The following is a 13,525-nucleotide window of genomic DNA, read 5'->3' on the forward strand; positions in this document are numbered from 1 at the left end:
ATTCGTGCTTCCGGCGCAGAAATTGTCAGTTATGGCGCTCCGGTGTACCCGGGGGCCATGTTTCTTCTTGCCCACGCCACAGGTCCGCGAGGGCGCGTACCTGTGCTGGGGCTGCCGGGCTGCGTCATGTACCACAAGGCCAGTATTTTTGATCTGGTGGTGCCGCGCCTTCTGGCTGGCCTGGAGGTCACCGCTGAAGAGGTGGCAGGTATGGGGCACGGCGGCTTTTGCGCCAGTTGCCCCGAATGCACCTACCCCATTTGCCCTTTCGGCAAGTAGAGGCGCGCGTGCGCTGGTATCATAATCAAACTTTCACTTTATATCAGATGGAGCAAAGCGGCGCATACGCCGTCCAGCTACGGCCTTGAGCGCGGATACCCCGCGTCGGCATATACACAGGCATCCATCAACAAAGGAGTCGCGCATGGAACCTAAAACTCTTGTAGTCAATGGCATTCCCCGGCGTTTGCTGGTCAGCCCCAACGACACGCTGGTGGACGTGTTGCGCAGCCAATTGCAGCTCACCAGTGTTAAAGTGGGGTGCGGCAAGGGACAGTGCGGCGCTTGTACTGTTCTTCTGGACGGCAAAGTGTCGCGTGCCTGCATCATCAAGATGAGCCGCGTAGCAGAAAACGCAGCCGTGACCACCCTTGAAGGCATTGGTACCCCGACCTGTCTGCATCCTTTGCAGCATGCCTGGATACAGCACGGCGCGGCGCAGTGCGGATTTTGCACGCCCGGCTTCATTGTGTCGGCCAAGGCCCTGCTGGATGAAAATATCAAGCCCAGCCGTGAAGATGTGCGCGACTGGTTCCAGAAGCACCACAACATCTGTCGTTGCACGGGCTACAAGCCTCTTGTTGACGCCGTCATGGACGCTGCCGCCATTATGCGCGGTGAAAAAACCGTTGAGGAAATCAGCTTCAAGCTGCCCGCCGACGGTCGCATCTGGGGCACCAGCATTCCTCGTCCCAGCGCCGTAGCCAAGGTCACAGGCGTGGCTGAATACGGCGCGGACGCCGTTGTGCGCATGCCTGAAAATACGCTGCATCTGGCTTTGGCCCAGGCCAAGGTTTCCCACGCGCTCATCAAGGGCATTGACACCTCTGAAGCCGAAAAGATGCCCGGCGTGTTCAAGGTGCTGACTCATAAGGACGTGAAGGGCAAAAACCGCATCACGGGCCTCATCACCTTTCCCACCAACAAGGGTGACGGCTGGGAACGCCCCATTTTGAACGACAGCAAGATCTTCCAGTACGGCGACGCTCTGGCTATCGTTTGCGCTGACTCCGAAGCCAATGCACGCGCTGCCGCCGAAAAGGTCAAATTTGATCTGGAACTGCTGCCCGAATACATGAGCGCCCCTGAAGCGATGGCCCCTGACGCCATTGAAATTCACCCCGGCACGCCCAACGTATATTATGACCAGCTTGAAGAAAAAGGCGAAGATACCGCACCTTTCTTCAACGATCCCAGCAATGTGGTTATCGAAGGCAGCTACTACACCCAGCGCCAGCCGCATCTGCCCATCGAGCCCGACGTGGGTTACGGCTACATCAACGAGCAAAGCCAGGTGGTCATCCACTCCAAGTCCATCGGACTTCATCTGCACGCGCTCATGATCGCTCCCGGTCTTGGTCTGGAATTCCCCAAGGACCTCGTGCTGGTGCAGAACACTGCTGGCGGCACCTTTGGCTACAAGTTCAGCCCCACTATGGAAGCCCTGATTGGCGTAGCCGTTATGGCCACTGGCCGTCCCTGCCATCTGCGCTACAACTACGAGCAGCAGCAGAACTACACCGGCAAGCGTTCACCTTTCTGGACCACGATGCGTTACGCTGCCACCAAGCAGGGCAAGATTCTCGCTATGGATACGGATTGGAGCGTTGACCACGGCCCTTATTCCGAATTCGGCGACCTGCTGACCCTGCGCGGCGCGCAGTACATCGGCGCTGGTTACGGCATCGCCAACATTCGCGGCGCAGGCCGTACTGTTGCCACCAACCACTGCTGGGGAGCGGCTTTCCGCGGTTACGGCGCGCCGGAATCTGAATTCCCCTCTGAAGTGCTGATGGACGAACTGGCGGAAAAGCTCGGCATGGACCCCTTCGAGCTGCGCGCCCTCAACTGCTATAAGGAAGGCGACACCACGCCTACCGGTCAGGTTCCTGAAGTCATGAGCCTGCCTGAAATGTTTAGCAAAATGCGTCCTTACTACGAAGAATCCAAAAAGCGCGTGAAGGAACGCTCCACCGCCGAAGTAAAGCGCGGCGTAGGTATTGCCCTTGGCGTGTACGGCGCGGGCCTTGACGGGCCGGATACTTCCGAAGCCTGGGTGGAACTCAACATGGATGGCAGTGTGACCTTGGGCAACTCCTGGGAAGATCACGGCCAGGGCGCGGACGCCGGTTCGCTGGGCACGGCCCACGAAGCGCTGCGTCCCCTGAATATTGCGCCTGAAAAGATCCACCTTGTCATGAACGACACCAGCAAGACCCCCAACTCCGGGCCTGCTGGCGGCTCACGTTCGCAAGTGGTCACGGGCAACGCCATTCGCGTGGCCTGCGAAATGCTCATCGAGGGCATGCGCAAGCCCGGCGGCGGCTTCTTTACGGCTGACGAAATGAAGGCTGAAGGCCGCCCGTTGCGCTATGAAGGCAAATGGACCGCCCCCGCCAAAGACTGCGATCTCAAGGGACAGGGTTCGCCTTTCGCCTGCTACATGTACGGTCTTTTCCTTACAGAAGTGGCAGTTGAAAAGTCCACGGGAAAAACCACCGTGGAAAAGATTGTCTGCGTGGCCGATATCGGCTCCCTCTGCAACAAGCTTGTGGTGGACGGTCAGATCTACGGCGGTCTTGCTCAGGGCGTTGGCCTGGCCCTTACCGAAGACTATGAAGACCTCAAGAAACACAGCACCATGGGCGGTTCGGGTGTTCCCAGCATCAAGGTGATCCCAGACGATATGGAAATCGTCTATGTGCAGACCCACCGCAAGGATGGCCCCTTCGGCGCATCCGGTGTGGGCGAAATGCCCCTCACCGCTCCGCATGCGGCTATTATCAACGGCATCTACAATGCCTGCGGCGCGCGCATCCGGCACTTGCCCGCGCGTCCCGAAAAGGTCTTGGAGGCCATGCCCAAGTAGGGTAGGTTTATAGTAAAAGAAACCCGGAAGGGGGACCTGCAGAATGGCCCACATTGATGGCGCGGCTGCAAGAGAAATCCTCCTTCCGGGCCCTCACCCGCAAAGATATCTGTTTTTTCAAGGCGCAGGGGCCACTGGCCCGTACTGCGAATTTTCCGGCAGCGGGGTTTTCGGGGGTGCCCTGAAAACCCCGCTGATACGATGTTACGAGAAAAATGATTGCTGGCTTGCCCTGAAAATTTGCAGGCGGGCGGCGGTGAATCGTCTTTTTACGTTCCTCAGTAATTCCAAAATAATGCCAATCTGTTTTCAGTGAGTTTACGCCATGATGGATCAGAAGCGTCTGCACGAGATTGAAGCCCGCTGCACGCAGGAGAGCCCCCCGCGTTGCCGTGAAGCTTGTCCTTTTGATCTGGACGTACGCACGTTTATGGCGCGCATGGCCGAGGGCAAGCCCGGTGAAGCCCGCAAGCTTATGGAGCGCCACCTGCCCCTGCCGGGTATTATGGCGCGCATTTGCGACGCCCCCTGCGAAAACGTCTGTCTGCGGCGCGATCTTGGCGGCAGCGTGGCCATGCATGGGCTTGAGCTTGCCTGTATGCTGGCGGTGGGGCCGCAGGGCCGTCCCTTGCCCTTGCCGCCCAAGCGCTTCAGCATAGCAATTATCGGCGCGGGGCTGGCGGGTCTGGCGGCAGCCTGGGATCTTTCGCGCAAGGCTTACCCTGTAACGGTGTTTCATGACGGAACACCCGGTCAGGCCGTGCTGGAAACCTATCCGCAGCTCGGCAGCCACGGTGATACCGCTTGCCCCAAAGATTTTCTCGCCGAAGATATGGAGCTTCTGACCCGCCAGAAGGTGCAGTTTGTCGAGGTTGCACTGGACCATGCGCTGCTGGACAAGGTGGCGGCGGAATATGCAGGCGTTCTTGTGGATGCTGGCGTTGTTTCGTCTCTGGTTCCTGTTCAGGCCGATATGGATGAAGAAACCTTGCACTGGCGGGATAATATCTGTTGCGCGGGCTGGTGTAGTCAAACGCCCACAGGGCACGCCTTTGCCTCCTCTTCACGGCAGGCCGGGCAGGGGCGGCGCGCAGCCCAGACCCTGGAGCGCGTGACCAGCGGCGTGTCGCTCACCGCCGCGCGCAACAAGGAACAGGGAGCTCTGCATACGGATGTGAAAGGCATCGCACCCGTGCCCCGCGTGGATCCAGCCGAAGCCGTGTATGCTGCCGACGAGGCCGTGGCTGAGGCCGCCCGTTGCCTGCAATGCCAGTGTATGATCTGCGTGCGTGAATGCGTCTATCTGCAAAAATACAAAGGTTATCCGAGGGTGTACGCGAGGCAGGTGCATAACAATGCCTCCATCGTCAAGGGCTTGCATACGGCAAACGCCCTGATCAATGGCTGCGCCCTCTGCGGCCAGTGTGAAGAGCTGTGCCCTGAGAATTTTTCTATGGCCGAGCTCTGCCTCTCCGCACGCGAAGATATGGTGGAAAAAGGCTACATGCCGCCATCGGCCCACGAATTCGCCCTGGAGGATATGGAAAACGCCTCTGGTGCAGAATGCGCCCTTGTCTTGCCCGACACTTCCTTGCCGTCTGGCGCTAATCCGTCATGGCTGTTCTTTCCCGGTTGCCAGCTTGCTGCCTCGCGCGGCGAGCAAGTGGCGCGAGTATACGCCCTGTTGCGCGAGGGCATGGCCGCAAGTGCTGCCCCCGGGGTGGCCCTCATGCTTTCCTGTTGCGGTATCCCGGCCCGGTGGGCGGGGCGGGCCAGCCTTTTTGCCGAACATATGGAAAAATTGCGCCAGGCTTGGGTAGACCTCGGCAAACCTCGGATAATGGCGGCGTGTTCTTCTTGTCTCACTGCCTTGCGCGAAGCCTTGCCTGAGGCGGAAGCGCTGTCGCTTTGGGAGGTTCTGGATCAAATGGGCCTGCCTGACGGGCCGCTGGCTTCTTTGGCTCCGGCAGCGGGTGAAATTGAGAAATCCGGCAGCGGCCAGCATATGAACGGGCAAGGTACGGCCGTCAGACTGCCCGAAGTTTTTTCCATTCAGGATCCCTGCACCGCACGGCACGACAGCGCATGGCTCGCGGCTGTGCGCAGCCTGTCCCGGCGGGCGGGAGCGCGCATTGAAGAGCCGCGCCTCAGCGGGGCCTCCACTGCCTGCTGTGGTTATGGCGGCCTTGTGTGGTGCGCCCAGCCCGAACTTGCTGATGAAATGGCTGTGCACCGCTCCGCAGAGTTGCCCCATGCGGGTCTTGCCTCCTGCATCATGTGCCGCGACAGAATGGCTGCAAGCGGCAAAGAATGCTGGCATTTACTTGATCTGCTTTTTCCTGACTGCGCCAATGCGGGCACTGGTGCGGAAAAAGGCCCGGGCCTGTCGGCCCGCCGTGCCAACCGTGCGGCCCTGCGCCGCCGTCTGCAGCGCGAATGGCTGGGTCAGGATGCACCAGAACCCGGCAAGGGCCGGGTGCTCATGAGCCAGGAAATGTTGACCCGGCTGGAAGAGAAGCACATTCTGCTGGAAGATATTGAAGCGGCGGTGGCTGGAGCCGAAGCCAGCGGTCATCGCTTTGAAAATCTTGAAAACGGTCACATTCTCGGCTCCTGGCGTCCCCGTCAGGTAACATTCTGGGTAGAGTATCAACAGCAGGGCGAAAATTTTATTCTCCACGACGCATGGTGTCACCGCATGGTGGTGCCCGGTTCTGGCGGACACGAAGCCGTGGATGTCATTAACAGCCATCAGTGTTGCACTGACGGGCAGCGCGGTGGCCAGGGAGGGGTTCAGTCATGAGCATGGGACCCAACTATGGACCAGACGGCGGCCAATGGGTGTGCGGGCGTTGCCATGTGCCTCTGGAGCAGGGCAAGGTTCCGGTTTTTTATCTCAACAGCGCCTTTGACGTTACCTTGCCGCGTTGCCCCAAGTGCGGCCTGACGCAGGTGCCCAAATCTCTGGCCGAGGGCAAGATGGTTGAAGTGGAGTCCCTGCTGGAAGACAAATGAGCGCTTTGTGGGAAAGTGAATCATTCCGCCGCGTGGCTGGCAACGTATGGCGGCCTGGGGGTACGGCCCTGACTGCCCGGGCGCTTGGGTTATGCCGCGAGCGTTGTGGTCTTGCGCCCGGCCAACTGGTACTTGATTTGGGCTGCGGCTGCGGGGCCACTTTGGAGCTGCTGCACAAGGCTGGCTATCGTGTCATGGGGTTGGACAGGCAGGTGCAGCCTGAGGCTGTAGTGTTGGCGGGGCAGAGCAACAGCCGGATCATTCAGGCGGATATGGCCCGCCTGCCTCTGGCTGCAAACTGCGCCGAGGGTCTTGTGTGCGAATGCGTGCTCTCGCTGTTGGCGGACCCGGTGGCCTTTCTGCTGCAATGCCTGCGTGTACTGCGTCCCGGCGGGATACTGTTGTTCAGCGATCTCACGCGGCGTGAGCCGGATGTGCGCGTAAACTCCGCCGTCCTTTGCAATACCGGCGGCGGGCTTGGGGCTTGCAAAAAAAAATTGCCTGAAGAACACACGCAAGTTTTTTCTGACCAGCAGGAAAAAGGCTCATCCTGCATGGACGGCGCGCGCCCGGCAGATTTGTGGGCGCAGCACCTGCAGCAGGCCGGATTCAAGATAGTGCATTACGAGGACCATAGCAGGGCGCTGGTAGAACTGGCAGCCCGAATGGTCTGGTATGGAGATTCCGGATCAGAGAACAAAGGGGTTTCGGGCGGCTGCTCCTGCATGGCTTCTGGCGGCGGGCGCAAGTACGGCTATGGGTTGTGGATAGCACAAAAGGAGAAAGCATGAATCCGATGATGATGGAGCTTCTGCCTCTGGTGCACGAGGGCTATTGTTGCAGTCAACTGCTGGTCTTGCTTATGCTTCAGGCCCGCGATCAGGAAAATCCTGATCTGGTGAGGGCTATTAATGGCCTCTGCCACGGCATAGGCCAGTCGGACGGGCCTTGCGGGCTGCTCACGGGCGGCGCTTGCGCTCTGGCGCTGGTGGCGGGCAAAGGGGCGGCCAGCGAAACGCCGCACGCTATGCTTACCCCCCTGCTTAACGACTATGCCACCTGGTTTTATGAACGCACAAATTCTTACGGCGGGCAAAGCTGTAGCCAGATTGCCGCCGGGCTTGGCGCAACGTCGGGCGCACCGGGTGAGGTTCCCAATCCTGTGGCCTGTGGCGACCTACTGGCTGAAAGCTGGGAAAAGATTATTGAACTGGTCCAGAGCTATGATCTGGACATCATGCCAGCATCATGATTTTACGCCGAACCCAGAGTTTATGCCCGGTCTGTCTGCGTCGCCTGGACGCAGTATACGCGCTGGCGCAGAACGATCCAAACTGCGTGGAATTGCGTAAAACATGCCCGGATCACGGCCAGTTCAGCGTGGCTGTATGGCGTACGCTTTCATCGGACGCAACAGAAGTTGCGGGCCAGCCGAAAGCAGGCGGGCCGGGCAACGCGCCTGTGCCCGCGTTCGAGTCCTGGTCGCGGCCCAAAAGTCCTTCCTATCCACTGCATCCGCGTACTGCCATAGATCAGGGCTGCCCGTTTGACTGCGGCCTGTGCCCGGCCCATGCGCAGCATACCTGCACGGGCCTTGTGGAAGTGACCATGCGCTGCAACATGACCTGCCCCATCTGTTACGCAAGCGCGGGTGGAGCAGGGCGGGAGACCGGCGGTGATCCTGACCTTGCCTGCATTGCCAGCCAGATGGACGCGCTCAGGACTGCGTCCGGCCCGTGCAATGTACAGATTTCGGGCGGCGAACCCACTGTGCGCGAAGATCTGCCGCAAATAATCCGCCTTGCGCGCGAACGGGCCTTCGGTCTTGTGCAGGTCAACACCAATGGGCTGCGGCTGGCCGAAGAAGAGGGCTATGCCGCCAAATTGCGGCAAGCCGGGCTGGATTCCGTTTATCTGCAATGGGACGGCGTGAGCGACGAAACGTTCATAACATTGCGGGGCCGCCCATGCATGGAATTCAAGCGCCGTGCCGTGGCAGCCTGCGCCAAAGCCGGACTTGGCGTGGTGCTGGTGGCTACCCTTGTGCGGGGCGTCAATGATGGCGAAGCGGGCGAGCTGTTGCGGCTGGCCCTGCAACTGGGGCCAGCAGTGCGGGGGCTGCATGTACAGCCTGCGGCATTTTTCGGGCGTTACCCCTGGCGTCTGGACGAAGCGCCACGCCTTACCCTGCCAGAGGTTATGGCCTGTTTTACCCGGCAGGTTCCCGAATTTGTGCGCTCAGAACATCTGCATCCGCCGGGCTGCGAAAACGAACTGTGTTCTTTCAGCGCCGTATACCGGCGCGTTGATGCCGCGAACACAGCAAACCAAAGCGTTGAAACCCAAAAAGACGTTCAGCCCACCCTGCAATGGCTGGCGGACGCAGGGCAATCCTGTTGCTCGCCACGCCCTCAGGGTGCTGGCGGTGCGACCCCATCTGCAACAGACGCGACGGGCGCAACAGCCGTAACAGGCGCAAGCGGAACGGCGGCTCAACAAAAGGCTTCACCAGCAGCGTCTCACGAAGCTTCTCTGGCTGCTGCTGGCGTGCCACCATCGGCAGAAGAAGGTGCGCGCAAGGCAAAGCAGTTTGTGGCCCTGCACTGGCGTGGCAATGGCGATACTACATCGGAAGGAACAACAGGAGCGCAAGGTTTTGGCGCTGCCAGTGCGGAAGTGGACGGCTTCAGCCGTTTTTTGAGTCAGGCTGGGGCCGAACGCAGGTTTACGCTGTCTGGCATGGCTTTTCAGGATGCTCTGAGTCTGGATCTTGAGCGCGTGCGGGGCTGCTGCATTCATGTGCTGCGCCGTGACGGGCGCATGATACCCTTTTGCCTGCATAATCTTACGGCCCAAGACGGCACGCGGTTGTATGCCGAGGACGCCTCATGAGCGCGCGTCCTCATCCTGCATCCCGCGTTGCTTCACGCTCCCTTTCTGCCAAGGCTTCCAGGCGGGCATCCGGCTTTGGCAATCCACTGGACAACTGGCTGGCCGAGCAGTGCGGCGCACAGGGCGCGGATGCCGACAGTTTTGTGCGTGCCTTGCGTGAGGCCCGCGTTCGCGCTTTAACGCAGTGTCTGGAGTACGCGGCAACACGCAGCACTTTTTATGGTCACAGGCTTGCCGGATGTGATCTGAGCAGTATCACTCCGGAGAATCTGCACAACCTGCCTTTTACCACGGCGCAGGATCTGGCCCGGTGGGAGGATTTTCTTTGTGTCTCGCGGGGCGCTGTTCAGCGCATGGTGACACTGCACACGTCGGGTACTACTGGCGACCCCAAGCGGCTGGCGTTTACCGGGGACGACCTTGCCCGTACTGTGGATTTTTTCCGTGTAGGTATGTCGCAATTGGTCGGCGCTGGGCAAAAGCTGGCCGTACTGCTGCCGGGAGCCGTACGCCCTGATGGTGTGGCAGATCTTTTGCGCCAGTCGCTGAGTCCGCAGGGGGTGGAAGTGTGCTCGCCGCCGCCGGAATTGCTGGCCTCGGCGGATGCGCCACAGGAAAATCTGGTGGGGGAGGGGGCGGAAGCCTTGCCCGTGGCAGATGCTACGCCGGGAAATGTCTCGCCTGCCCGCGCATCCGGGCAATGTTCGTCTGTACTGGCTCACCCACGTGCAACTTCACCTCTTGATGCGCGTCCAGAGCTGGCCCAATGGCTCGTTGAAGTGCAGCCCCATTGTCTGGTGGCCGCGCCCGGTCAGCTGGAAGGTTTGTTGCGCTATTTTCCCAAAAGCGGCCCGCCCGGGCTTTGCGGTCTGCTCAGCAGCGCAGACCGGCTTGATCCTGTGCTGAGCCATGTGCTGGCTACCGTATGGGATTGCACTGTGCTTGACCATTACGGTCTGACGGAAACAGGCTACGGCGGCGCGGTGGAGTGTGCCGCCCACGATGGCTATCATATGCGCCAGCTCGACATGATTGTGGAAATTGTGGATTTTTGCGGTGATGAACCCTTGCCGCCAGGCGAAGCAGGCGAGGTGGTCATTACCACTTTGGGACGCGAGGCCATGCCGCTCATTCGCTATCGTACGGGCGATGTAGCCAGTATTTTGCCTGGGCCGTGCGCCTGTGGCAGCCCTTTGCCACGCCTTGGCCCGGTGCGGGGCAGGCTTGAACGGTGCGGAGGCCGTGTGCGTGTGGTGCAGATGCCCAAGGGCGGCGGCAACACGCCAGCCAATGGCAATCAAATTGGAGTGGCAGCTCACAAAGGGCCGCACTGCGCCACTGGCGGCTGGGGAGACTGGATGTGAATGCGCGTGTTTTGATACTGGCGGCGGGGCAGGCTTCGCGCATGGGCAAGGTCAAGGCGCTTCTGCCTCTTCCCTCGGGCGAGACTGGGCGCGAGTGCTCGGCTTTGGAGGGTCTGGCGCGCCTTTTCCGCACGGTGGGTATTGAGCATATTTCTGTTGTCACAGGCTGGCATGCGGACAGTGTGGAACAGGCGGCCCAGGATATTGACCTTGCTGCCGTGCGTAATCCCAGGCCGGAAGACGGCATGTTTTCTTCAGTCTGCGCGGGGCTTCGGGCACTGGCTGACGGCAACAGCGCGATGTCCCAAACTCCTGTGCTGGTGCTGCCTGTGGATGTGCCTCTGGTGCGGCCAATGACTATACAGGCCTTGCTTGAAGCTCATGAAGCTGATCCGGAGCATGTTCTTGTGCCTGTCTTTGCGGATGCAGAAGGGCATCCGCCGCTTTTGCCTGCCTGCCATCTGGAGCACATACTGCGGTACGCGCAGTCTAATGGCGAAAACGGCTTGCGGGGCGCGCTGGAAGGGCTGCCAGTGCGTAAAATTCCAGTAGCAGACAAGCTGATGCTGCTGGATATGGACAGGCCAGAAGACTACGAAAATATCAGGCTTTTGGCGCAATGTCGGGATGTACTGCTGCCTGATGAGGCAGAGGAATTGCTACATCTGCGCGATGTGCCTGAAAAGGGGCTGCGTCACGGTCGTGCTGTGGGCACTGTGGCTGCGGCCTTGGCAAAAGCGTTGCAGCGGGCAAAACGTGCTGAAAATACTCATGCAGGCGCAGATAATGCCTCTGCCCTTGCGCCGAGCCTCTCTCCAGATCTTGCACCGGACGTCGCCCTGGCAGGAGGGCTGCTGCACGACATCTGCAAGGGTGAAAAAAGGCATGAAGCCGCCGCCGGACGTTTGTTGCGCAGCTTACACCTGCCTGTCATGGCGCATCTGGTGGAAGATCACCGCGACCTGGCCTTGCCCAATGACCAGCCCATCACTGAACGCGAGCTGATTTTTTTGGCCGATAAATATTGTTACGGCCCAAGCTACGTGCCTGTGCGTCAACGGTTTGAGCAAAAGCTGGAAATCTTTGGCAGCGACGCGGCAGAAGCCATCAAGGGACGCATGGGACGTGCATTGGCTCTGGAGGCCCGGCTTGCCCGTGAACTGGGTTGCGCTGCTAACAGGCAACAGTATGGGCAACAGCTTGCTCAGGCAGCGGATTGCGTGCAGGAAGCTGCTTCTGTTGAGAGCCTGCATTCCCTTTATCCCCTGCATATGGCTCATCCCGCCTGTCCGGCTGACATTGCCCGCAGTGCTTTGGCCGAAATGGCGGTTCAGATCAACGGGAGCGCTTGATTCTTGAAGGTATTGCCAAAATGGGCAAAGACCGCCAACTACCATTGGCAGCAGCAATTTGAGAATAACTACTTGAGAGCATTTCAAAACGAATCTGCTTTATGGCGACGGTTTTGCGGGGCCTGACCAACAGGCACAAGTGAAGCAATGTGGCTTCTTTGTCGATGATGAAAAAAAGCTGTCAAGTCTTGCCCATAATTTGCGGGCCGTGCTACAGAAAAAATGCTGGAGATTTTTAATGAACGGCATGTGGTTTGTGCGCCACGGAGCTTTGCCGCCCAACCCGGAGCGGCGCATCGTGGGGAATCGTGATATCCCTCTCAGCCCTGCCGGGCGGGAGCAGATACGCGTTCTGGCACATGACTTTATGCCCATATTGGCGGGAAGACTGGCGGCAGTGGTGTCCTCGGATCTGGGGCGTTGCCGTGAAACCGCGTCCATTCTTCTGACCGGAAATGAATGGGCCGCCAGCCCGCCCCCGATACATCTTGAGCCAGCCCTGCGCGAGCTGAATTTGGGCCAGTGGCAGGGCCTCACCAAAGCCGAAATTGAACAGCTCTTTCCCGGTCAATACGATGCACGTGGCCGGGACTTCCCCCATTTTTGCCCAGAGGGCGGCGAAAGTTTCGTGCAGTTGCAAAGCCGCGCTCTTGAAGCAGTAGGCCGTTGGCGGCGGCATTACCCCGCGGGCACGCTGCTGGTTGTGGCGCATGCGGGCGTTATTCGCAGCCTGCTGGCCTGCTATATGGCGCTGCCGCTCGACGATGTGCTGCGCATCCCACAGGAATACGCATGCCAGACCTTTGTGCCTGAATGGTAAGACGAACTGGTGAACCTGCGTGCTTTTTGTGATATTTTAGAGCATTTTCATTTTGAAATATTTGCGCGTCTGCGTGAGCAGATGCCCGCATGTTCCATGCAATTGCTGTCACTATCTGCACACCCTTCAGGCAACGGCTGCCGTGAAGGCAGCATAGCTATTTATTTGCGCGGTTAAACGCCGCAGCGATGCAGCGAGCGTGTCTTAACCTTTGAGAATATATATTCTCAAAGCTAATCTGCTCTAGATCAGAACAACGGTACTTGATCAAAAGAGGCGCAGGCGGGTAAATCTCGCCTGCGCCTCTTTTGCTGCCGGGATTTGTTTTCAAATCCTGGCGAGTAGTTAAGGTGTGGAGTGCTTTATCATCAGCGCAACTGCAACTTCACGCCGTCATCATCAAAAACCTGAATACCCAATGAGATATACTTTTCCGCCAATACGGCAGGGGACATATCAAGGGACAAGTGGCGCAATTCTTCATGGCTGAAACTGGTGAGCCAGTGTGCAGCCTCAAGCCCCAGCGGGGCCAGTTGCGCCAGCGGTGTAAAAAGAATCGCCGGGCAGGTTTTGTAGACGTACAGGTTGCCGTTGATGAGCACAAAGGGGAAAAGGCCACAGGCCACGGGCCGCCCTTCGCGGGGCAGTCCGCAACCCTTTGACGTGCAGGACTTGCAGCCGCGGCCATCCATATAGGCAGTGTCGGCGTTGAGCATGCAAAAGTCTTTTTCGATTCTGGCATGCAATTGCCGGGGCAGCAGAGCCATAGGAAAGGGCTCGTTGGAATCCTGAGGGCCACAGCAGTAGCGGCAATCGCCGCAATAGCCGTTTTGCAGCCAGCCATCACGCCAGCGCAAGTTCTTGCGGCGCGGAAAAAGCCCCCGCCATTTTTCAAGATAATCCCAGAATTTTTTACCCACAATTGTCTCCCGGC

11 protein-coding genes and 1 pseudogene are annotated in these 13,525 nt (G+C 59.3%); 11 read left to right on the top strand and 1 reads right to left on the bottom strand.

Translation table 11 applies throughout. The annotated features are described in order from the left end of the window. The 11 genes and pseudogenes from QM579_RS01845 to QM579_RS01895 form a co-directional block, all read left to right on the top strand. A pseudogene (locus QM579_RS01845) lies at positions 1-279 on the top strand (molybdopterin-binding protein); the annotation flags it as partial. A gap of 145 nt (positions 280-424) precedes the next feature. After that, positions 425-3,148 carry a molybdopterin-dependent aldehyde oxidoreductase gene (locus QM579_RS01850; protein ID WP_414997528.1) on the top strand — a complete coding sequence of 908 codons (2,724 nt, stop codon included), beginning with the start codon at positions 425-427 and terminating at the stop codon, positions 3,146-3,148. Positions 3,149-3,473: 325 nt separating this feature from the next. Beyond that, positions 3,474-5,951, top strand: a complete 2,478-nt coding sequence (locus QM579_RS01855) for a pyridine nucleotide-disulfide oxidoreductase/dicluster-binding protein (RefSeq protein WP_414997529.1) — start codon at positions 3,474-3,476, stop codon at positions 5,949-5,951. Next, positions 5,948-6,163 (top strand): DVU_1557 family redox protein, encoded by a 216-nt coding sequence (locus QM579_RS01860; RefSeq protein ID WP_414997530.1) that lies wholly within the window; start codon positions 5,948-5,950, stop codon positions 6,161-6,163. The genes QM579_RS01855 and QM579_RS01860 overlap by 4 nt, the downstream gene beginning before the upstream one ends. After that, on the top strand, positions 6,160-6,954 hold the full coding sequence (gene trsM, locus QM579_RS01865; RefSeq protein ID WP_414997531.1) for a DVU_1556 family methyltransferase: 795 nt from the start codon (positions 6,160-6,162) through the stop codon (positions 6,952-6,954). Before QM579_RS01860 ends, trsM begins: the two co-directional genes overlap by 4 nt. Beyond that, the gene (locus QM579_RS01870; protein ID WP_414997532.1) at positions 6,951-7,415 is read left to right on the top strand and encodes a DVU_1555 family C-GCAxxG-C-C protein; all 465 of its coding nucleotides are present in this window, start codon (positions 6,951-6,953) and stop codon (positions 7,413-7,415) included. The genes trsM and QM579_RS01870 overlap by 4 nt, the downstream gene beginning before the upstream one ends. After that, positions 7,412-9,055 carry a radical SAM protein gene (locus QM579_RS01875; protein ID WP_414997533.1) on the top strand — a complete coding sequence of 548 codons (1,644 nt, stop codon included), beginning with the start codon at positions 7,412-7,414 and terminating at the stop codon, positions 9,053-9,055. Before QM579_RS01870 ends, QM579_RS01875 begins: the two co-directional genes overlap by 4 nt. Further along, a complete protein-coding gene (locus QM579_RS01880; protein ID WP_414997534.1) occupies positions 9,052-10,419 on the top strand; it encodes a phenylacetate--CoA ligase family protein in 1,368 nt (455 codons plus the stop codon). Before QM579_RS01875 ends, QM579_RS01880 begins: the two co-directional genes overlap by 4 nt. Next, entirely contained in the window at positions 10,416-11,771 is a 1,356-nt protein-coding gene (locus tag QM579_RS01885) for a DVU_1551 family NTP transferase (RefSeq protein ID WP_414997535.1), read from the top strand. Before QM579_RS01880 ends, QM579_RS01885 begins: the two co-directional genes overlap by 4 nt. Before the next feature lie 238 nt (positions 11,772-12,009). Then, positions 12,010-12,591 carry a histidine phosphatase family protein gene (locus QM579_RS01890; RefSeq protein WP_414997536.1) on the top strand — a complete coding sequence of 194 codons (582 nt, stop codon included), beginning with the start codon at positions 12,010-12,012 and terminating at the stop codon, positions 12,589-12,591. Between the two features lie 9 nt (positions 12,592-12,600). After that, positions 12,601-12,768 carry a hypothetical protein gene (locus QM579_RS01895; protein WP_414997537.1) on the top strand — a complete coding sequence of 56 codons (168 nt, stop codon included), beginning with the start codon at positions 12,601-12,603 and terminating at the stop codon, positions 12,766-12,768. Between the two features lie 191 nt (positions 12,769-12,959). Here the strand turns inward: QM579_RS01895 and QM579_RS01900 are convergent, their stop codons facing one another. After that, positions 12,960-13,511 (bottom strand): hypothetical protein, encoded by a 552-nt coding sequence (locus QM579_RS01900; RefSeq protein WP_414997538.1) that lies wholly within the window; start codon positions 13,509-13,511, stop codon positions 12,960-12,962. Positions 13,512-13,525: the final 14 nt, after the last annotated feature.

It is taken from the genome of Desulfovibrio sp., from assembly GCF_047607245.1.
Lineage (GTDB): Bacteria > Desulfobacterota > Desulfovibrionia > Desulfovibrionales > Desulfovibrionaceae > Desulfovibrio.